The following is an 18,311-nucleotide window of genomic DNA, read 5'->3' on the forward strand; positions in this document are numbered from 1 at the left end:
GGCCGTTCTGCTGCTTACGGCAGATCCTTGTTCACCTCGGGCGCGGCGGCGTCGCGCGGGCCGATCGTTCCCAGGCGGCCCTTGAGCGACTGGGGCTGGCCGGTGAGCATGGCGGCATAGTTGGTGGTGTTGGCGAGCACCTTCTTCACGTAGTCGCGGGTTTCGCCGAAGGGCACGTTCTCGGCCCAGATGGCGGCGTCGAGCACCGGGCCGTTGCGCCAGTTGCGCGGCCGGCCGGGGCCGGCGTTGTAGGCGGCTGCAGCCATGGGCATGGAGCCCGCGAAATCATCGAGCGCGAGCTTGAGGTAGGCCGTGCCGATGGCGATGTTGGTGTCGCGGTCGTTGATCTGGTCGGCCGTGAAGTTGTTCATGCCGATCTTCTTGGCCGTCCAGCGCGCCGTGGCGGGCATCACCTGCATCAGGCCCGAGGCGCCCACGTGCGAACGCGCATCCATGATGAAGCGGCTTTCCTGGCGGATCAGGCCGTAGACATAGGCCGGGTCCAGCCCGATGCCGGTGGCGCGCTCGACCACGGCGGCGCGGAACGGCGTGGGAAAGCGCTGGCTGGTCTCGATCACGCTGCGCGTGCGCTCGCTGGTGTTGATGCAGCGGTCCCAGACCTCGCGCGCGCAGGCGAAGTCGGCGGCGGCCAGCAATTCGCGGTCCGGCATGCCCCCTGGCACATGCAGGTTGGTGGCGTAGTTCCACTCGCGCACGCCCTCGGCGCGCAGGCCCAGGAAGATCGCGTACAGCCCGCGGTTCAGGCCCGGGTTGGCGCGCGCAGCCGCTTTTTCCTCGGGCGTGAGCGGGGTGGGTGCCGGCGGCATGGTGATGCGCTGGCCCAGTTCCTCCGTGGCCAGTTGCTCGTAGAAGCCGCGCGTGCTGGCAATGCCTTCGAGCAGCTGGCGGGCTTCGGCGCGCTCGGCCTCGCTCGGTTTGCCGGCCAGCAGGGAGCGGGCCTTCCAGTACACCCAGGTGCTGTCCTGGCGGCCTTCCTCGCTCATGGCATCGATGGCCTTGCGCACCACCTTCCACTGGCCGGCGCGCAGGGCGGCGCGCACCTTCCAGCCCAGCAGGTCATCGTTGAGGTCGGCATCCCGGGTGATCTTGGCGAAATGGGCGTTGGCTTCAGTCGACAGCTTCTGGGCCAGTTGCTTGCCGATCACGCCCCAGACCCAGTTGCGCTCCTCGGGCGAGAGGTGCACGCCCCACTTGCCGTCGAGCTGGGCCGCGGCGTTGTCCGGATCGCCGGCGGCGAGCTTGATCAGGGCCAGCGTCACCAGCTCCTGTCGCACCTGGCCCCGGGCCGTGGCACGGGCCGTGAGGTACTTGGTGGGTGCGTCCATGAGCTCCTTGACCTGGGCCACGGCATCGGGGGCGACGATCTCCACCGCATTGCGGGCCACGCGGGGCCGGTTGGCGTCCACCGCGAAGCGCGCCTTGCGCCAGACGTCCAGGGCGCTGATCTTCTTGGTCGCGTAGAACTGGCTGGCCGCATGGGTGCAGCCATCGTCGGCATCGCGCAGCGCGTACCAGCTGCGCTTGATGTCCTCGGCGGCCCCGGGCTGGGGGCTGCCCTTGATGTCGTCGATCAACAGCGCATAGCAGCGCACCTCGCGGTCGTCGGACATGCGGTAGCTCGGGTGCTGCTCGGCGAACTGCGCCCAGTCGCGCCGCTGGCCCAGCAGCAGCAGCCAGTCATTGCGCATGCGGTCTTCCTGGTAGCTGCCGGCATAGCGCTGCATGAAGGACTGGATCTCCGAGGGCGGTGCCTCGCCCAGGCGCAGCTTGAGCTCCCAGTAGCCGGCCCAGGGCTCGAGCACGTGGCCGCGCGCGGCGGGCAACAATTGCTCGAGTTTCTTGCGGTCGCCACGCTTGAACGCCTGCTGCATCTCCAGCAGGGTATCGTCGGCCTTGGTTTGCGCCTGGACAAGGGGCGCGGCAGTGGCCAGCAAGGCGCTGACCAGCAGCGGTGTCAGAATCTGAGTCAATTGCATGGGGGAATTATCTGATGGACAAAGCAGCCCTGCGGCGCGCCTTGATAGAAGAACGCCTGAATTTGCCAGATCGGTTACATCGGGCCGATTTGTTACAGCAAGTGATGCGCATCTGGCTGGTGAACCGGCCCGACACGGTAATCGGCGCCTACTGGCCCATCAAGGGGGAGTTCGACCCGCTGCCCGCCCTGCACCGCTGGAAGGAAGACGGCGAGTTGCTGGACGAGCCACAGCTGCGCCGCATCGGCCTGCCGGTGGTCAACAAGCAGCACAAGACCCTGACCTTCCACGCCTGGTACCCCGGCTGCCCGATGGAAGAGGATGCCTACGGCATCCCCAAACCCAAGGACACCGAGGTCATCGTGCCCACCCTGCTGTTCGTGCCCTGCGTGGGCTATGCGCCCGGCGGCTACCGGCTGGGCTATGGCGGCGGCTTCTACGACCGTACCCTGGCCACGCTGCAGCCCAAGCCCTTCACCGTGGGCCTGGGCTTCACCAATGGCTACCTGGACGAGTTCGAGCCGGAATCCTGGGATGCGCCGCTGGACGCGATCCTGAACGACAACGGGGTGGTCTGGCCTGTCTAGGCGGCCCCCCTGAGGCGCTTCGCGCCTTCCCCCCAGGGGGACGCGCCACCCCTGGCCTGGCAAAGCCAGTTCAACGGTGGCCCTGGCATGGGTGTGCGCCCTTTTTCATGGCCGGTGACGAATTGGCCCCCAAAAAGGCTCAGCCTGCCTGCAGTTCCGAGGCGAATGCGTAGCAGTCTCCGCCTTCGGGGCGGCGCTTGCAGGTGTACATGGCGCTGTCGGCGGCGCGCAACAGTTCGGCCAGGGTACTGCCATCCGCGGGGTGGCAGGCGATGCCCAGGCTCATGCCCACCACCAGGGAGCGGCCTTCGAAAGCCAGGGGCTCGGCGGCGCAGGCGGCCATGCGCCGGGCCATGGCGGCGATCACCTCGCGCGGCGGGCTGCCGGCGATCAACACCGCGAATTCGTCACCGCCCAGGCGCGCCACCAGATCGCCCGCGCGCAGCTGGGTGCGCAGGCGGCGCACCATGGCCACCAGCACGGCGTCGCCCGCGGCGTGGCCGTAGGTGTCGTTGACGCCCTTGAAACCATCGAGGTCCAGCAACAGCAGGGCAAAGGGCTGGCCGGCGCGCACGGCGGCCTCGCCATGGCTGGTCAGGCCCGCGCGGTTGGCGGCGCCGGTGAGCGCATCGGTGCCCAGGGCCTCGACCAATTCCTGGGTGCGCACGGTCAGCGCTTCCTCGGACCGGCGCAGCAGGCGCACCCGGGAGGCCATGGCCGCCGCGAAAACGATGGATTCGGCCACCAGCACGGTCTGCGTCATGTCCATCTGCTGGGGTGTCCAGGCCACCCAGCCCCAGCTGGCGACGATGATGGCGCAGATGCCCAGGAGCAGGATGGTGACCCCCAGGCTGTACAACACGGCCGGCCAGTAGCGCCGCCGCATGGCCAGCACGGCGCCCACCGTGAGCACCACGGTGGAGGCCACCACCGAGGCCTGCACCAGGCGGAAGAGCCACAGCGGATGGGCCCCAAGAAGGCCATAGACCGCCGCCAGCGCCAGCGCGGCCACCATGGCCAGCACCACCTTGTCCACGCGCGGTGCATAGTCCGCCAGGCGCAACAGGCTGCGGCCGAACATCAGCTTGGAAATGGCCCACAGGGGCGGCGCCATGCTGTAGAAGAAGCCAGCGGCCGCGGGCCAGTGGGCGAACGGGTAGCGCAGCGTGTGCCCGTTGAAGCCCGCGAGCGCGAGCAGCGCGCCGATGCACGACACCAGATACCAGGCATAGATGCTCTCGCGGAACACCAGCAGCATCACCGTACTGAAGACCGCCAGGCCCATCAGCAGGCCATAGCAGACGCCATCGAACATGCGCTTGTCCTGGGTGTCCTGCAGGTAGTCCGCGAGGTCCCAGACACGGGCTGCGTAGAAGCGGGCAAAGGTCGATTCGACCCGGAAGTACACGGTGTACACCTGGTCGTCGGGCAGCCTGAAGCGCCAGGCCATCTGTTCCGAATCCGCCGGGCGCGTGGCCCAGGGGTGGCGCATGCCGGTCACCACGGGCTCGGCCAGCGCACGTCCCTGGGCGTTGTAAGGGCCGTAAAAGCGCAGTTCGTGCGTGGACACGGTGGGCACCAGCAGCAGAAACTCGCGCAGGGCATCGGCCGGGTCGGCCAGTTGCAGGCGCACACGGAACCAGAGCACGCGGTCCGATTCGGCGCCCTTCAGGGGATTGTCCGGGTAGGCGAAGCGGGCCTCGTGCTCCGGGGTGCGCACCTGTTCGATGTCCAGCGTGCGGCCCTTGTCCTCGAACATGCCCATGAACGGCACGATGGGCATGCCGCCAGCCTTCACGGAGAGGGAGGCCGGCACATCGCGCTCCGCCGCCGCCTGGGCACCAGCGGGCAGCACGGCCACCAGCGTCAGCAGGCACAGGGCCCTGAAGAAAAAATACAAAAAAGACGACGACCGCATCAACGACACCGACCCAGAGGGGTCGAAAGAGAGCACTGCCCGCAAAACCATCGATTGTGCCGCACCACCCCGTTTTCAAGCGTTGCAAAAAAGGGGACAAGTTCGGCTTTGATGCATGAATTGCATCAAAAGCCCTTTGATCGGTCATTGATGCAGGCTCCTGGGGAGCGTTAGCATGGAAGTCTTGCCTCCCTTTGCAATCACCATCCGAGTGCCACCATGCCCAAGCTCTACATCGGTAACAAGAATTACTCCTCGTGGTCCATGCGCCCCTGGGTGCTGCTGCGCCAGGCCGGCATCGACTTTGAAGAAATCCGCGTGCGCTTCGACAGTTTCGAAGCCGATTCGGAGTTCAAGCGGGCCATCGGCCCCGTGAGCCCCACAGGCAAGGTGCCAGTGCTGGTGGACGCGGACCTGGTCGTCTGGGACACCCTGGCCATCGCCGAGTACGTGGCCGAAACCCATCCCGACAAGAAGCTTTGGCCTGCGGACGCCAAGGCGCGCGCCCGCGCCCGCAGCGTGTGTGCCGAAATGCACAGCGGCTTCACCGCCCTGCGCGGCAACTGCCCCATGAACGTCGAGGCCGATCTGGCCGAGACCGGCGCGCTGATCTGGCGCGACAAGGCCGCCGTGCGCGCCGACGTGGAGCGCCTGGTGGCCATGTGGAGCGCCCTGCTCGAAGAGCATGGCGGCCCGTTGCTGTTCGGCGAGTTCACCATTGCCGACGCCTACTTTGCCCCGGTGTGCATGCGCCTGCACAGCTACGCCCTGCCCCTGCCACCGCAGATCGCCGCCTACGTGCAGCGCGTGCGCGCCCTGCCCGGCGTCAAGGCCTGGATCGACGATGCCCTGGCCGAGAAGGATTTCCTCGACTTCGAGGAGCCCTACCGGCTGCGCCACGTTTGAGGAGCAGCGCATGGCCGTCACCATCTACCTGCGCTACGTGCTGAACACGTCCAAGCTCAAGGAATTCGAGCACTACGGCAAGCTGTGGATCCCTCTGGTCGAGAAATTCGGCGGCCAGCACCACGGCTACTTCATGCCCAGCGAGGGCGCCAACAACATCGCGCTGGCGCTGTTCACCTTCGAGAGCCTGGCGAGCTACGAGGTCTACCGCCAGCGGTCCATGGAAGATGCTGACTGCCAGGCGGCCTTTCGCTATGCGCAAGAGACCGATTGCATCATCAGCTACGAGCGCAGCTTCTTCCGGCCGGTGTTTTCCTAGAAGCGGCCTACCGGAACTGCTTGCGCAGCAGCGCCCGGTGGCGCGCGATGTGCGCCAGTTGGACCTGGGCGACGATGCCGCCGAGGTCCTCGCCATCGCCATTGAGCACTGCATTGGCATGGCGCATGGCGCGGGCCACCACCTCGTCCTCGTCCACGCCCTGCTGGGCCGCCAGGTCCAGCGCGACGCGCTTCATGGCGCGCTGCGACAGCATCCACATGGCACCAAAGGAATCCCAGGCCGCGGCGGTCTCCTTGAATTTGTCGCGGTCGGCCAGGATCTCGTTGAGCGGCTTGGCCAGGATCTCCTGCAGGGTCTCCAGCTGGGCCTGCATCGCCTCGAACTGCGCTTCGCGCTGCAGGGCCTCGGCCGCGGCATTGGCGGCAGCATCGGGCGGCGTGGGCACGGGAATGCTGCCGTCGGGATTGGGTTGCGCGATGGTGAGGGACGAGGAGATGGACATGGCGCCGACCGTGGGCTGGTGAGGGACGCACTATACGGCCTGACAACGTATTGGCGCTCTTGCCGGCCGCTCCCCTACACTGCCGCCATGCAAATCTACATGGTAGGGGGCGCCGTGCGCGACGCGCTGCTCGGGCGCCCCGTGAATGACCACGACTGGGTGGTGGTGGGCGCCACGCCCGAGCAGATGCTGGCCGAGGGCTACCTGCCCGTGGGCCGCGATTTCCCGGTCTTCCTGCACCCGGAGACGCGCGAGGAGTATGCGCTGGCGCGCACCGAACGCAAGAGCGGGCGCGGCTACCGCGGCTTCGTGGTGGAAAGCTCGCCCGAGGTGACGCTGGAGGAAGACCTCTCGCGGCGCGACTTGACCATCAATGCCATCGCCCAAAGCCCCGAAGATCCGAAAACCCTGATCGATCCGTACCACGGCCAGAAGGACCTGCAGGCGCGCCTGCTGCGCCATGTGACCGATGCCTTCTGCGAAGACCCGGTGCGCATCTTGCGGCTGGCGCGCTTCGCCGCGCGCTTCACCGACTTCAGCGTGGCGCCGGAAACCCTGGAGCTGATGCGACAGATGGTGGCCGAGGGCGAAGTGGACCACCTGGTGCCCGAGCGCGTGTGGCAGGAACTCGCACGCGGGCTGATGGAAGCGAAACCCTCGCGCATGTTCGAGGTGCTGCGCGAGTGTGGCGCCTTGCAGGTGCTGCTGCCCGAAGTGGCACGCCTGTGGGGCGTGCCCCAGCGCGCCGAGCACCACCCCGAGGTGGATACCGGCATCCACCTGATGATGGTGCTGGACATGGCGGCGCGGCTCGATGCGCCCCTCACCGTGCGCTTTGCCTGCCTGGCGCACGACCTGGGCAAGGGCACGACACCCGTTGACGTGCTGCCACGCCACATCGACCACGAGCGGCGCAGCGCCGAGCTGCTGCAGGACCTGGCCGAGCGCCTGCGCGTGCCCGTGGACTGCCGCGAGATCGCCGACGTGGTGGCGCGCGAGCACGGCAACATCCACCGCAGCGGCGATCTGGCTGCCGCCCCACTGGTGCGCCTGCTGGAGCGCTGCGACGCGCTGCGCAAGCCAGGCCGGCTGCCCGACATCCTGTTGGCCTGCGAATGCGATGCGCGTGGCCGCCTGGGCATGGAAGACAACCCCTACCCGCAGCGCCCGCGCCTGCTGGCCGTGCTGGCCGCCGCGCAGTCGGTGGTCACGCGGGAGATTGCAGCCAAGGCCGCCGCCAAGGGCCTGAGCGGTCCGCAGGTCGGCGACCTGATCCACCAGGCACGCGTACAGGCCGTGGCGCAGTGGCTGGCCGCCAACCCTGCCTGAGGGCCTGGGCTACCAGCGCAGCAGGCGGGGCCCGAGCACGGCGCCCAGCGCCGTGGGCAAGGCCATGCCAGCCAGGTACCACACGGCGATGAAGGGAGAGGCCATTTCGGGGCAATGCAGCGCATAGACCAGCGCCCCCAGTGCACCCGACAGCAGGCCGGCACCCGCTCCAGCCCAGCCCAGGCGCGTGGGGGCCGCACCCTTCAAGGCCCAGAAGCTGGCGATGAAGGCCGGAACCGACAGCAGCGCGATGTTGAACGGGCAACTGCGCCAGGTGCTGCCCAGGATGAGCGCCATGCGCTCGGCCGGATCGGCCTGCGACAGGGCGCCCGCCGCCATGCCCCACAGCAGCAGCGGGGGCACGGCCAGCAAGGCCGCTGCACGGCCCACCGCCATGCCCGGGCGCGCCATGCGGCGCAGCAGGGCGATACCGGCGGCAGCCAGCGCGGCGGCAAACACCAGCTTGCCCCAGAACATGGGCAGGCCCATGGTCTGCACCAGATCGTACCGCACGCCGAACACCGCGGCCATGAGCACGGCCGCCCCGGCGATGCCTGCGACCGAGGCCACGGCAAAGCGGCGCTCGATGGCCCGGGCCGGCACCGGCCCGGCATCGGTGGCCAGCAACTGGATCAATTCTTCGGTTCTCATGCCATTCCCCTGATCTTGGCGGCCAGGGCCTTGAGTCCCCGGTGCACGCCGATTTTGACTGCCGATTCCGACAGCCCCGTGAGTTGCGCCGTCTCCACCACCGACAGGCCTTCGAGCTTCACATGCACGATGGGCAAGCGCTGGCGGTCCGGCAGCGTCTGCAGCAACTGGCCCAGGTCACGCCGGGCCTGGGCCGCATCGCTGTCGCTGGTCGAGAACATCTCGTTAGCATCGTCCAGCGGGTCGTTGAGCCCTTCCTTGACCCGGTGCGAGCGCAGCCAGTCGATGAGCTTGTAGCGCGCGATCGCATGCGCCCAGGCCGTCACCGGCATCTCGGGCCGGTAGGTGTGGCGCTGGTTGTGCACCGCCAGCAGCGTCTCCTGCACCAGGTCCTCCACCTCGTCGGGCCGCTGCGCCAGCCGGCGGCGCAAAAAGGCGCGCAGGTGGGCACTCAGCTCCTTGAGGAAGCGCTGGTAGGCCGCTGCATCGGCGTCCAGCCCCAACAACAGCAAACCGCGCAGCCTTTCTTCGATGTCCATGCTCTCTCCCTGACAGGTATTCGCAACCACGGGCCGCCCGGTTACAGCGGGGCAGAAAAATTTGTTGTGCTCTTTTTTTGTGGCCGGTGTAACCCGCCCGCCTGCCACTGCGAATTACAACGCAGATCGGCCGCCACGGTGCGCACCGCACAAGCACTCCGGTCTGCATGTTCGTACCAACACTTTTCTATTTTTCGGAGAACCCGCCATGACTTCACGCACCCTCAGCCTCGGCGCCCTGGCGCTTGCAGCCCTTGCATCCGGCGCAGCCATCGCACAGACCAAGCCCGCCACGGATGCCGCAGCCAAGCCTGCCATGGAGAAATGCTATGGCGTGTCCATGGCCGGCAAGAACGATTGCGCCGCAGGCGCCGGCACCACCTGTGCCGGCACCTCGAAGGTGGACTACCAGGCCAATGCCTGGAAGTTCGTGCCCGCCGGCACCTGCGCGTCGATCAAGACGCCCAAGGGCATGGGCTCGCTCACGCCCATGAAGAGCTGATCCAGCGCACTTGCCCAGCACTATGCCAACGCATCCCACCGCGGGCCTGGGGCTCAAGCCCCAGCACTACACCGAGGCTGTGCAATGCACCGACCCCGGCCTGTGGTGGGAGGTTCACCCCGAGAATTACCTGGCCGACGGCGGCCCGCGCCTGGCCTGGCTCGAAGCCATCCGTGCGCGGCATCCGGTGGCCCTGCACGGGGTGTCGCTGTCGCTGGCGGCCGATGCGCCGCCCGATGAAGGCCACCTCGCACGGCTGGCGGCACTGGCCCGGCGCATCGAGCCGGTCATCGTCTCCGAGCACCTGGCCTGGTCCACCTGGCGCGGCCACTACCTGCCCGACCTGCTGCCATTTCCGCGCACCCATGCGGCGCTGGCACGCATAGCTGCCAACATCGCGCGCACGCAGGACGTGCTGCAGCGCCCCATCGCCATCGAAAACCCCACGCACTACCTGCACATCGAGGGCCATGACTGGTCCGAGACCGATTTCCTGACCGAGCTGGTGCAGCGCACCGGCTGCCGCCTGCTGCTGGACGTGAACAATGTGCATGTGAGCGCCCACAACCTGGGCAACCACGCCGAGGACTACCTCGATGCCTTTCCCCTGCATGCCGTGGCCGAGATCCACCTGGCCGGCCACCAGGCCGACCCGTCGCTGGGCAACGCCCTGCTGATCGACAGCCACGATGCACCGGTGGCCGATGCCGTCTGGCGGCTGTACCAGCGCGTGATCGCAGCCACCGGCCCGCTGCCGACCCTGATCGAGCGCGACGACCAGTTGCCGGCGTTCGAGGTACTGCTGGCCGAGCGCAACCGCGCCCATCGGGCTCTGACCGAGGCCCTGCCATGCAATTGAGCACATTCCAGGACGGCTTGGCCGATGCGCTTTTGCCCGGCACCGGCGGCCCCATGCAGGCTGCAGCATGGCTTTCGGCCCTGCAGTCGCAACCCGGCTTCGCCGTGTACCGCAACACCGTGCGCAAGGCCTGCATCGATGCGTTGCAGGCCAACTACCCCACCGTCTGCGCGCTGGTCGGCGAAGACTGGTTCCGTGCGGCGGCAGACCGGTTTGTTCAGGAGAACCCGCCGGAAGACTCCCGGCTCATGGCCTATGGCCAGGGCCTGGCGGAGTTCTTGCGCAGCTTCGGGCCGGCGGCCGGCCTGCCCTACCTGCCCGCGGTGGCCCACCTGGACCGCTGCTGGACCGAAAGCCACCTCGCGGCCGATGCACCCGTGCTCGACGCAGCTTGGCTGGCCTCGCAGCCGCCCGAAGCCCTGGCCGGCCTGTGCCTGGCGCCGCACCCCGCCGCGCGCTGGGCCTGGAGCGAGGACCATCCGGCCAGCGAACTCTGGCAACGCCAGCGCGAAGGCACGCCCATGGAGGCTGAGCTGCCCTGGACCGGCGATGGCGCCCTGCTCACCCGCCCCGAGGCGGCCGTGCAATGGACCCTGCTGTCGCGCGCGGGCGTGGCCTTTCTGGACGCCTGCACCGCGGGCCTGCCGCTGGAGCTTGCCGCAACCCAGGCGCTGCAGGCAGAGCCCGAAGCCGACCTCACCGCACTGATGGCGCAGTTGCTGCAGGCCGGCGCCCTGTGCGCCCCATCCCACCTTCCCGAGAACACACCATGAACACCACGCCCTATCCCCAGGCCACACCCACGGCACCCTCCACCGGACCCCGGCATTGGTTGGGCCGGCTGGCCGATGGCATGGCATGGCTCACGCCGCACAGCCTGCTGGCCCTGGTCAATCGCCTGGGCATTGCCGCCATCTTCTTCCTGTCGGCGCGCACCAAGGTCGAGGGCTGGTTCACCATCTCGGACAGCGCCTACCTGCTGTTCCGCGAGGAGTACAAGCTGCCCTTGCTGCCGCCCGAGCTGGCCGCGCAGATGGCCACCGTGGCCGAGCATGTGTTCCCGGTGCTGCTGGTGCTGGGCCTGTGCACGCGCCTGTCGGCACTGGCGCTGCTGGGCATGACGCTGGTGATCCAGGTTTTCGTCTACCCGGATGCCTGGCCCACGCACCTGTCATGGGCCGGGCTGCTGCTGTACCTGGCGGGGCGCGGTGCCGGCAGCATCTCGCTGGACCACGCCCTGGGCGTCCGCTGAGGAGCCGGTTGTTGATTCAATGCGCTCGCGCCACCCGGGACGCATGGAAACTGGCGCGGCCCAAGCCAGCGCCCCCGCGCAAGGGCCGCCCCGCCGCGCTGGGGGCGTCCCCCTCCCGCATTGCGCAGCAATGCGAGAGAGGGGTGAAGGCGCGAAGCGACTCAGGGGGTGCTCACTTCAGGCCACGCTGCGCACCCAGCGCGCGATGTCGCTGGCGTTCATAGAACCGGAGACGCGAGCGGCCTCGCGCCCTTCCTTGAAGACGATCATGGTCGGGATGCTGCGGATTCCGAAGCGGCCCGCGATCGCCTGGTGGGCCTCGGTGTCGAGCTTGGCCAGTTGCACCTGGGGTTCCAGGTCGCGCGCGGCCTGGGCGAAGGCCGGTGCCATCTGCAGGCAGGGGCCGCACCAGGGTGCCCAGAAATCCACCACCACCGGCAGGTGGCTGCGGCCGATGTGCTTGTCGAACGAGGTGCCGTCGAGTGCCACGGGCGCACCGGCAAACAGGGGCTGGTGGCAACTGCCGCAATCGGGGGCTTGCTCCAAGTCGGCGCGCTTGACGCGGTTGGTGGTGTGGCAGTGGGGGCAGACGATGTGGGGTGATGCTTCTTCGGTCACGCGAAAATCTCCGTGGAGCACGCCGCAGCGTGCGCTGGGCGGGTGGTGCTGCTTGTAAGACAAATGGCCATTTTCATCTTGTGACAATGGGGATGCAGCGCGCGGTTTGCAAGCCCCCATTGCGCGCAGGCCCAAGCCTGGCGCGGCTTCGCGGCGCGAACGGGGCGCTGTCGAGGTGCCCGCACAGCATCTGTGGCACGCTGGCAAGGCACCGACCCGTCTGCTAAGGTGCCGCCACATGCAGCTGCTCCCATCCCTGACACCAGCCCATGCGCTTTTCCTTGATTTCGACGGCACCCTCACCGAGATGGCGCCCCGGCCCGAGGCCGTGCGCATCTCCTCGGGCCTCGTACCCACCCTCGCGGCACTGAGCACGCACCTCGATGGCGCACTGGCCATCGTCACAGGCCGGCGCGAAAGCGATATCGACCATTTCCTGGACCCCTTGTGCCTGCCCGTGGCCAGCGAGCACGGATCGCAGTACCGCCTGGCCGACGGCTCGCGCCCGGCCATCGCCCCGCCCAACCTGGAGCCCGTGCTGCAGGCCGCCACGCAACTGGCCGTGCAGTACGCCGGCCTGCTGGTCGAGCCCAAGCGCGCCAGCGTGGCCCTGCACTACCGGCTGGCACCGCACCTGGAGGACCTCTGCCGCGAAACCATGCTCACCGCACTGCGCAAGGTGCACGGCCTGGAACTCATGGAGGGCAAGTTCGTGTTCGAAGCCAAGCCCCGCGGCGTGGACAAGGGCCAGGCCATCACCGACTTCATGACCCAGCCGCCGTTCGCCGGCCGCGTACCCGTCTTCGCGGGTGACGACGTGACCGACGAAGCCGGCTTTGCCGCCGTGCATGCCCTGGGTGGCTGGGGCATCAAGGTGGGCGAAGGCCCGACGCAGGCACACCACCGCTGCATGACGCCGGCCGCATTGCGCGGCTGGCTGTCGGCGGCACGAACCTCCTGGGAGCGCGCACGATGACGACCACGAACGACCACAACACCGCAGCCGTGGACCCGCAGCAGGGCTCGCTCAACCTGGGCATGATCGGCAATTGCGCCATCAGCGCCCTGATCGACAACCATGCGCGCATGGTCTGGTGCTGCCTGCCACGCTTCGATGGCGACCCGGTCTTCAACGCCCTGCTGCAGCCGGGCGACGAGGGCAGCCACTTCGCCATCGAGATCGAGGACATGGCGTCGGCGCACCAGTGGTACGAACCGAATACCGCCATCCTGCGCACGCAGCTGTTCGACAAGGCCGGGCATGGCGTGGAGATCACCGACTTCGCGCCGCGCTTCTTCAGCCGCTCGCGCTTCTTCCGGCCCATGACGCTGGTGCGCCGCGTGCGGCCCATCCAGGGCTCGCCGCGCATCCGCGTGGCCATCAAGGTGCGCTACGACTGGGGCCAGAGCGAGCCCCAGATCACGCGCGGCAGCAACCACATCCGCTACGTGGGCGGCAGCATGGCGCTGCGCCTGTCCACCGACGCACCGGTCTCGCACGTGCTCTCGGGCCAGCCCTTCGTGCTCACGCGCGAGCACAACTTCATCCTGGGCGCCGACGAGAGCCTGCTCGACGGCATCGCCGACACGGCGCGCCTGTTCGAGCAGGAGACCACCACCTACTGGCGCGGCTGGAGCCGGGCCCTGGCCGTGCCGCTGGAGTGGCAGGATGCGGTGATCCGTGCGGCCATCACGCTCAAGCTCTCGCTGTACGAGGACACGGGCGCCATCGTGGCGGCCATGACCACCAGCATCCCCGAGTCCGCCCACAGCGGGCGCAACTGGGACTACCGCTACTGCTGGCTGCGCGACGCCTTCTTCGTGGTGCGCGCGCTCAACAGCATCTCCGAGGTGGGCACGATGGAGGACTACCTGCGCTGGCTGAGCAACGTGGTGGTGGATGCCGGCAGCGGCCACATCCAGCCGCTGTACGGCATCGGCCTGGAGCGCGAGCTGCCCGAATCCATGATGCCGCAGCTGGCCGGCTACCGCGGCATGGGCCCGGTGCGCGTGGGCAACCAGGCGGCCGAGCATTTCCAGCACGACGTGTACGGCAACATCGTGCTCGGTGCCGCCCAGGCTTTCCACGACCACCGGCTTCTGCACCGCGCGGGCCTGGGCGAGTTCACGCGGCTCGAGCAGGTGGGCGAGAACGCGGTGCGCGTCTACGGCCAGCCCGATGCGGGCATGTGGGAGCTGCGCACGCGGGCGCGGGTGCACACCTCCTCGGCCCTCATGAGCTGGGCGGCCTGCGACCGCCTGGCCAAGATCGCCACCGCCCTGAGCCTGCCCGACCGCGCCGCATACTGGCACGGCCATGCCCAGCGCATGCAGGAGGAGATCATCACCAAGTCGTGGAGCGAATCGCGCCAGGCCTTCGCCGAAAGCTTCGGCGGCAACGAGCTCGACGCCAGCGTGCTGCTGATGGCCGAGGTCGGCCTGATCGACCCCAAGGACCCGCGCTTCGTGAGCACGGTCGAGGCTATGGAAAAAAGCCTGTGCGACGGCCCCTACATGCGCCGCTACGAGGCCGCCGACGACTTCGGCAAGCCCGAGACCGCCTTCAACATCTGCACCTTCTGGCGCATCGACGCGCTGGCGCGTATCGGCCGCAAGGACGAGGCACGGGCCATCTTCGAGACCATGCTCGCCGCACGCAACCCGTTGGGCCTGCTGTCGGAAGACACACACCCCGAGACCCAGGAGATGTGGGGCAACTTCCCGCAGACCTACTCGATGGTGGGAGTGATCAACGCAGCAGTGCGCCTGTCGGCCAAGTGGGACAGCGTGATTTGAACACCGGTCGCGGCCCTGTCCCACAGGCCGCGCCGCCATCCGCAGGGATGATGGCGGGATGAGTCGACTTGTTGTGATATCGAACCGCCTTGCCGATCCACGCAAGGCGGCTGCAGGCGGCCTGGCCGTTGCGCTGGGCGAAGCCCTCAACCAGACCGGAGGGCTCTGGTTCGGCTGGAGTGGCACCGTCGTCGAAGGCGGCACGCCAGGAGAAGGCGAACTGCACACCCGCCAGGCGGGGCCCGTGACCCTGGCCACCGTGGACCTGTGCCGCGAAGACCATGACGCCTACTACCAGGGCTACAGCAACAGCGTGCTCTGGCCAGTGTTCCATTACCGGCTGGACCTGGCCGATTTCAACGCCAGCTACATCGCGGGCTACCGCCGCGTCAACCAGATGTTCGCGCGCAAGCTGCTGCCGCTCTTGCGCGACGACGATGTCATCTGGGTGCACGACTACCACCTGATCCCGTTGGCTGCCGAGCTGCGCGCCATGGGATGTCGCCAGCGCATCGGCTTCTTCCTGCACATCCCCATGCCGCCGCCGCTCATCATGGCGGCCATTCCGCAGCACGAGTGGCTGATGCGCTCCTTGTTCGCCTACGACCTGGTGGGCCTGCAGAGCGAGGCCGATGTCTCGCACTTCACGCGCTATGTGCGCAACGAGGGCAGTGCCGAGGAAGTGGGCGCCCAGCGGCTGCGTGCGTTCGGCGGCACGGTGCAGGTCCAGGCCTTTCCCATCGGCATCGACGTGGACGAGTTCACGCGCCTGGCGCAGGCGCCCGACGCGGTGGAAACCTACGAGAACATGCGCGACGAGTACTCGCGCCGGCGCCTGCTGCTGGGCATCGACCGGCTCGACTACTCCAAGGGCATACCGCACCGCGTGCGCGCCTACCGCGAGTTGCTCGACCGCTACCCCGAAAACCGCAACAGCGCCACGATGATCATGATCGCCTCGCCCTCGCGCGACGACGTGCATGCCTATTCGGACCTGCGCCAGGAGCTCGAAGGCCTGTGCGGATCGGTCAACGGCGACTATGGTGAACTCGACTGGATGCCGGTGCGCTACATCCACCGCACCGTGGCGCGCAAGCGCGTGCCCGGCCTGTGCCGCGCAGCGGCCGTGGGCCTGGTGACGCCGCTGCGCGACGGCATGAACCTGGTGGCCAAGGAATACGTGGTCGCACAGGACCCCGAAGACCCCGGCGTGCTGGTGCTCTCGCGCTTTGCCGGCGCGGCCGAACAGCTCAAGGAAGCCCTGCTCGTGAACCCCTACGACACCCAGGGCACGGCAGACAGCATCCAGCACGCGCTGCAGATGCCGCTGACCGAGCGCCAGGCGCGGCACGGCAAGCTCATGGCGCGCATCCGCGAGCACGACGTGCACTGGTGGCGCAAGGCCTTCCTGGCCGCGCTGCAGACCGCGGGCGACTGATCAACCGTCCTTCAGATGAATTTGGCGATCAGGCTGGCCACGAAACTCAGCAGCAACGTGGAGGCAAGGGGGATATCCCACTCGCGCCCCCGCCACCGGAAGCGCAGGTCGCCCGGCAGCCTGCCAAAGCCGATGCGCCGCAGCATGGGCGAGAGCCAGCTGATGAACATCAGCGCAAGAAAGACGACGAGGAACCAGCGGAACATGCCCTGAGTGTAGGGCGTGCGGCTTGTCCTGACCTCAGCGCTGGACGCCCCAGCGGCGCACGGTCAGCCGCTCCAGCGTGTGAAAGCCCAGGCTCTCCACCGCCAGGCCGATCAGGATCACCAGCACCAGGCCCGCGAACACCTTGTCGGTGTAGAGCTCGTTGCGGTTCTGGAAGATGTACCAGCCCAGCCCCCCCTTGCCCGATGAGGCGCCGAACACCAGCTCGGCTGCGATCAGTGTGCGCCAGGCAAAGGCCCAGCCGATCTTCAGGCCCGACAGGATGGAGGGCAGCGCGGCCGGCACCAGGATCTGCAGCACGTAGCGGATGCCGGTGAGGCCGTAGTTGCGCCCGGCCATGCGCAGCGTCTCGGGCACGGACTGGAAGCCTGCGTAAGTGTTGAGCGCCAGCGGCCACAGCACCGAGTGGATCAGCACGAACACCAGGCTGCCCTGCCCCAGGCCGAACCACAGCAGCGCCAGCGGCAGCAGCGCGATGGCGGGCAGGGGGTTGAACATGGAGGTCAGCGTGGACAGCAGGTCGCGCCCGAACTGGGTGGACACGGCCAGCGTGGTGAGCACAAAGGCCCCGAAGATGCCCGCGAGATAGCCCTTGAGCAGCACCGACAGCGAGATCGCCGTCTTGGCGATCAGCTCGCCCGAGGCCAGGCCCTCCACCAGCGCCCTGGCGGTCTGCAGGAAGGTGGGCAGCAGCAGGTCGTTGTCCTGCCAGCGCGCCACCACCTCCCACAGCACGGCCAACACCGCCAGGATCACGAGCTTGCGCACCCAGGCCTGCTGCCAGATGCGCGCGGCCAGCGGCAGCGGCTGCACGGGCGCAATGCCGCCCAGCGGCTCCAGGCTGCGCTCGAACTCGGGGCGCACGGGAGGGGTCAGCAGGGAGGCGCTCATACGGAAATCTGGAAGGGCAGCGAACCCGCAGGCCGCTGTGGGGGGATGAGCGGCACACCATCACGGCGGCCGGGCGCCAGGGCTTCGGCATCGGCCTGCACCGATCCTGGCACGGCACCGGCGGCGGGCTCGTCGAACAGCAGCCGGTGGATGCGCTGGGCCGTGGCCTGGAACTCGGTACCGCCCAGGCTGTGCAGCCCGAACTGGTGGCTGTTGACCTCGGCGCGCAGCCGCCCCGGATGCGGCGAAAGGATGGCGATGCGGTTGCCCACCACCAGCGCCTCTTCGATGGAGTGCGTGACGAAGATCAGCGTGAAGCGGAACTCGTCCCACAGCGAGAGCAGTTCCTCCTGCATGCGCCGGCGCGTGAGGGCGTCGAGCGCGGCAAAGGGCTCGTCCATCAGCAGCACCTGGGGCTGCATGGCCAGCGCGCGCGCAATGGCCACGCGCTGCTTCATGCCGCCCGACAGCTGGTGCGGGTGCACGTCGGCGAATTTCGACAGGCCCACCTTGTCGATGTACAGCGCCGCGCGCTCGGCCGCCTCCTTGCGGCTCACGCTGCGCGAGGCCAGCAGCGGGAACATCACGTTGTCGCGCACCGTCTTCCACGGCGGCAACTGGTCGAACTCCTGGAACACCACCACCCGGTCGGGCCCGGGCCGCGTGACGGCGCGGCCGTCCAGCAGGATCTGGCCCTCGCTGGGCGCGATGAAGCCAGCAATCGACTTGAGCAAGGTGGACTTGCCGCAGCCCGAGGCACCGAGCAGCACGAAGCGGTCGCCCGCATGCACGTCGAAACCCACGCGGTGCGTGGCACGCACCACGCGCTCGCGCGTGCGGTAGTCGATGCTCACACCCTGCACCTGCAGCAACGCGGCGCCTGGCTGGGTGGACACGGGGGCGGCACGGCCCTCGCCCGCAGCCTGGCCCAGCGCCTGCGCCTCGGCCTCCAGCGCCGTGCGTTCGCTCTGCAGCGGCGGCGAGAAAGGGCCCAGGCGGATGGTGTGCTCGCTCATGCCAG

At 68.3% G+C, this 18,311-nt stretch carries 20 protein-coding genes; 11 read left to right on the top strand and 9 right to left on the bottom strand.

The window, feature by feature from the left end; all coding sequences use genetic code 11:
• Nucleotides 1–14: 14 nt before the first annotated feature.
• Nucleotides 15–1,997, bottom strand: coding sequence for a lytic transglycosylase domain-containing protein (locus tag AC07PA_RS07845; protein ID WP_494608355.1), 1,983 nt, complete (start codon nucleotides 1,995–1,997; stop codon nucleotides 15–17).
• A 14-nt stretch (nucleotides 1,998–2,011) separates the two neighbouring features.
• Here AC07PA_RS07845 and AC07PA_RS07850 point away from each other — a divergent pair, with 14 nt between their 5' ends.
• Nucleotides 2,012–2,584 carry a 5-formyltetrahydrofolate cyclo-ligase gene (locus tag AC07PA_RS07850; RefSeq protein WP_007856547.1) on the top strand — a complete coding sequence of 191 codons (573 nt, stop codon included), beginning with the start codon at nucleotides 2,012–2,014 and terminating at the stop codon, nucleotides 2,582–2,584.
• Nucleotides 2,585–2,723: 139 nt separating this feature from the next.
• Here the strand turns inward: AC07PA_RS07850 and AC07PA_RS07855 are convergent, their stop codons facing one another.
• On the bottom strand, nucleotides 2,724–4,484 hold the full coding sequence (locus AC07PA_RS07855) for a sensor domain-containing diguanylate cyclase (protein WP_494655368.1): 1,761 nt from the start codon (nucleotides 4,482–4,484) through the stop codon (nucleotides 2,724–2,726).
• Between the two features lie 237 nt (nucleotides 4,485–4,721).
• Here AC07PA_RS07855 and AC07PA_RS07860 point away from each other — a divergent pair, with 237 nt between their 5' ends.
• Nucleotides 4,722–5,408: a glutathione S-transferase family protein gene (locus AC07PA_RS07860; protein ID WP_494608358.1), complete on the top strand. Its 687-nt coding sequence runs from the start codon at nucleotides 4,722–4,724 to the stop codon at nucleotides 5,406–5,408.
• 10 nt (nucleotides 5,409–5,418) lie between these two features.
• Nucleotides 5,419–5,727, top strand: a complete 309-nt coding sequence (locus AC07PA_RS07865) for an NIPSNAP family protein (RefSeq protein ID WP_007856544.1) — start codon at nucleotides 5,419–5,421, stop codon at nucleotides 5,725–5,727.
• 7 nt (nucleotides 5,728–5,734) lie between these two features.
• Here the strand turns inward: AC07PA_RS07865 and AC07PA_RS07870 are convergent, their stop codons facing one another.
• Nucleotides 5,735–6,190, bottom strand: a complete 456-nt coding sequence (locus AC07PA_RS07870; RefSeq protein ID WP_007856543.1) for a hypothetical protein — start codon at nucleotides 6,188–6,190, stop codon at nucleotides 5,735–5,737.
• A gap of 87 nt (nucleotides 6,191–6,277) precedes the next feature.
• Between AC07PA_RS07870 and AC07PA_RS07875 the strand changes: the two genes are divergently transcribed.
• A complete protein-coding gene (locus AC07PA_RS07875) occupies nucleotides 6,278–7,519 on the top strand; it encodes a multifunctional CCA addition/repair protein (protein WP_494608359.1) in 1,242 nt (413 codons plus the stop codon).
• Nucleotides 7,520–7,528: 9 nt separating this feature from the next.
• Here the strand turns inward: AC07PA_RS07875 and AC07PA_RS07880 are convergent, their stop codons facing one another.
• On the bottom strand, nucleotides 7,529–8,170 hold the full coding sequence (locus AC07PA_RS07880; RefSeq protein ID WP_494608360.1) for a DUF1109 domain-containing protein: 642 nt from the start codon (nucleotides 8,168–8,170) through the stop codon (nucleotides 7,529–7,531).
• Nucleotides 8,167–8,709 carry a sigma-70 family RNA polymerase sigma factor gene (locus AC07PA_RS07885; RefSeq protein WP_494608361.1) on the bottom strand — a complete coding sequence of 181 codons (543 nt, stop codon included), beginning with the start codon at nucleotides 8,707–8,709 and terminating at the stop codon, nucleotides 8,167–8,169. Before AC07PA_RS07885 ends, AC07PA_RS07880 begins: the two co-directional genes overlap by 4 nt.
• Before the next feature lie 208 nt (nucleotides 8,710–8,917).
• On the opposite strand from AC07PA_RS07885, the gene AC07PA_RS07890 reads away from it, so the two are divergent.
• From AC07PA_RS07890 to AC07PA_RS07905, 4 genes are read left to right on the top strand one after another with little or no spacing between them, the layout of a single operon-like run.
• Nucleotides 8,918–9,211, top strand: a complete 294-nt coding sequence (locus AC07PA_RS07890; protein ID WP_409957850.1) for a BufA1 family periplasmic bufferin-type metallophore — start codon at nucleotides 8,918–8,920, stop codon at nucleotides 9,209–9,211.
• Nucleotides 9,212–9,233: 22 nt separating this feature from the next.
• Nucleotides 9,234–10,070 (top strand): MNIO family bufferin maturase, encoded by an 837-nt coding sequence (bufB, locus tag AC07PA_RS07895; protein ID WP_494608362.1) that lies wholly within the window; start codon nucleotides 9,234–9,236, stop codon nucleotides 10,068–10,070.
• On the top strand, nucleotides 10,061–10,843 hold the full coding sequence (locus AC07PA_RS07900) for an HvfC/BufC family peptide modification chaperone (protein WP_494608363.1): 783 nt from the start codon (nucleotides 10,061–10,063) through the stop codon (nucleotides 10,841–10,843). Before bufB ends, AC07PA_RS07900 begins: the two co-directional genes overlap by 10 nt.
• The gene (locus AC07PA_RS07905; protein WP_494608364.1) at nucleotides 10,840–11,322 is read left to right on the top strand and encodes a DoxX family protein; all 483 of its coding nucleotides are present in this window, start codon (nucleotides 10,840–10,842) and stop codon (nucleotides 11,320–11,322) included. The genes AC07PA_RS07900 and AC07PA_RS07905 overlap by 4 nt, the downstream gene beginning before the upstream one ends.
• Nucleotides 11,323–11,499: 177 nt before the next feature.
• Here the strand turns inward: AC07PA_RS07905 and trxC are convergent, their stop codons facing one another.
• The gene (gene trxC, locus AC07PA_RS07910; protein WP_145694756.1) at nucleotides 11,500–11,940 is read right to left on the bottom strand and encodes a thioredoxin TrxC; all 441 of its coding nucleotides are present in this window, start codon (nucleotides 11,938–11,940) and stop codon (nucleotides 11,500–11,502) included.
• Between the two features lie 238 nt (nucleotides 11,941–12,178).
• Here trxC and otsB point away from each other — a divergent pair, with 238 nt between their 5' ends.
• Genes otsB through otsA form a run of 3 tightly spaced genes read left to right on the top strand, consistent with a single transcriptional unit; the run spans nucleotide 12,179 to nucleotide 16,174 of the window.
• Nucleotides 12,179–12,916, top strand: coding sequence for a trehalose-phosphatase (gene otsB, locus AC07PA_RS07915; RefSeq protein WP_145694757.1), 738 nt, complete (start codon nucleotides 12,179–12,181; stop codon nucleotides 12,914–12,916).
• Nucleotides 12,913–14,736: a glycoside hydrolase family 15 protein gene (locus tag AC07PA_RS07920; protein ID WP_494608365.1), complete on the top strand. Its 1,824-nt coding sequence runs from the start codon at nucleotides 12,913–12,915 to the stop codon at nucleotides 14,734–14,736. The genes otsB and AC07PA_RS07920 overlap by 4 nt, the downstream gene beginning before the upstream one ends.
• Nucleotides 14,737–14,794: 58 nt before the next feature.
• On the top strand, nucleotides 14,795–16,174 hold the full coding sequence (gene otsA, locus AC07PA_RS07925) for an alpha,alpha-trehalose-phosphate synthase (UDP-forming) (RefSeq protein WP_494608366.1): 1,380 nt from the start codon (nucleotides 14,795–14,797) through the stop codon (nucleotides 16,172–16,174).
• 11 nt (nucleotides 16,175–16,185) lie between these two features.
• On the opposite strand, the gene AC07PA_RS07930 is transcribed toward otsA, so the two are convergent.
• Genes AC07PA_RS07930 through AC07PA_RS07940 form a run of 3 tightly spaced genes read right to left on the bottom strand, consistent with a single transcriptional unit; the run spans nucleotide 16,186 to nucleotide 18,306 of the window.
• A complete protein-coding gene (locus AC07PA_RS07930; RefSeq protein WP_145694760.1) occupies nucleotides 16,186–16,380 on the bottom strand; it encodes a DUF2905 domain-containing protein in 195 nt (64 codons plus the stop codon).
• A 34-nt stretch (nucleotides 16,381–16,414) separates the two neighbouring features.
• Entirely contained in the window at nucleotides 16,415–17,290 is an 876-nt protein-coding gene (locus AC07PA_RS07935; protein WP_494608367.1) for an ABC transporter permease, read from the bottom strand.
• On the bottom strand, nucleotides 17,287–18,306 hold the full coding sequence (locus tag AC07PA_RS07940; protein WP_494608368.1) for an ABC transporter ATP-binding protein: 1,020 nt from the start codon (nucleotides 18,304–18,306) through the stop codon (nucleotides 17,287–17,289). The genes AC07PA_RS07935 and AC07PA_RS07940 overlap by 4 nt, the downstream gene beginning before the upstream one ends.
• Nucleotides 18,307–18,311 lie beyond the last annotated feature (5 nt).

The sequence above is a fragment of the Acidovorax sp. GW821-FHT09B03 genome, from assembly GCF_059418305.1.

Bases quoted from the DNA above. Each gene is read 5' to 3' on its own strand.
- AC07PA_RS07845 (WP_494608355.1), bottom strand. From the start codon at position 1,997: ATGCAATTGACTCAGATTCTGACACCGCTGCTGGTCAGCGCCTTGCTG.
- AC07PA_RS07850 (WP_007856547.1), top strand. From the start codon at position 2,012: ATGGACAAAGCAGCCCTGCGGCGCGCCTTGATAGAAGAACGCCTGAAT.
- AC07PA_RS07860 (WP_494608358.1), top strand. From the start codon at position 4,722: ATGCCCAAGCTCTACATCGGTAACAAGAATTACTCCTCGTGGTCCATG.
- AC07PA_RS07865 (WP_007856544.1), top strand. From the start codon at position 5,419: ATGGCCGTCACCATCTACCTGCGCTACGTGCTGAACACGTCCAAGCTC.
- AC07PA_RS07870 (WP_007856543.1), bottom strand. From the start codon at position 6,190: ATGTCCATCTCCTCGTCCCTCACCATCGCGCAACCCAATCCCGACGGC.
- AC07PA_RS07875 (WP_494608359.1), top strand. From the start codon at position 6,278: ATGCAAATCTACATGGTAGGGGGCGCCGTGCGCGACGCGCTGCTCGGG.
- AC07PA_RS07880 (WP_494608360.1), bottom strand. From the start codon at position 8,170: ATGAGAACCGAAGAATTGATCCAGTTGCTGGCCACCGATGCCGGGCCG.
- AC07PA_RS07885 (WP_494608361.1), bottom strand. From the start codon at position 8,709: ATGGACATCGAAGAAAGGCTGCGCGGTTTGCTGTTGTTGGGGCTGGAC.
- AC07PA_RS07890 (WP_409957850.1), top strand. From the start codon at position 8,918: ATGACTTCACGCACCCTCAGCCTCGGCGCCCTGGCGCTTGCAGCCCTT.
- bufB (WP_494608362.1), top strand. From the start codon at position 9,234: ATGCCAACGCATCCCACCGCGGGCCTGGGGCTCAAGCCCCAGCACTAC.
- AC07PA_RS07900 (WP_494608363.1), top strand. From the start codon at position 10,061: ATGCAATTGAGCACATTCCAGGACGGCTTGGCCGATGCGCTTTTGCCC.
- AC07PA_RS07905 (WP_494608364.1), top strand. From the start codon at position 10,840: ATGAACACCACGCCCTATCCCCAGGCCACACCCACGGCACCCTCCACC.
- otsB (WP_145694757.1), top strand. From the start codon at position 12,179: ATGCAGCTGCTCCCATCCCTGACACCAGCCCATGCGCTTTTCCTTGAT.
- AC07PA_RS07920 (WP_494608365.1), top strand. From the start codon at position 12,913: ATGACGACCACGAACGACCACAACACCGCAGCCGTGGACCCGCAGCAG.
- otsA (WP_494608366.1), top strand. From the start codon at position 14,795: ATGAGTCGACTTGTTGTGATATCGAACCGCCTTGCCGATCCACGCAAG.
- AC07PA_RS07930 (WP_145694760.1), bottom strand. From the start codon at position 16,380: ATGTTCCGCTGGTTCCTCGTCGTCTTTCTTGCGCTGATGTTCATCAGC.
- AC07PA_RS07935 (WP_494608367.1), bottom strand. From the start codon at position 17,290: ATGAGCGCCTCCCTGCTGACCCCTCCCGTGCGCCCCGAGTTCGAGCGC.
- AC07PA_RS07940 (WP_494608368.1), bottom strand. From the start codon at position 18,306: ATGAGCGAGCACACCATCCGCCTGGGCCCTTTCTCGCCGCCGCTGCAG.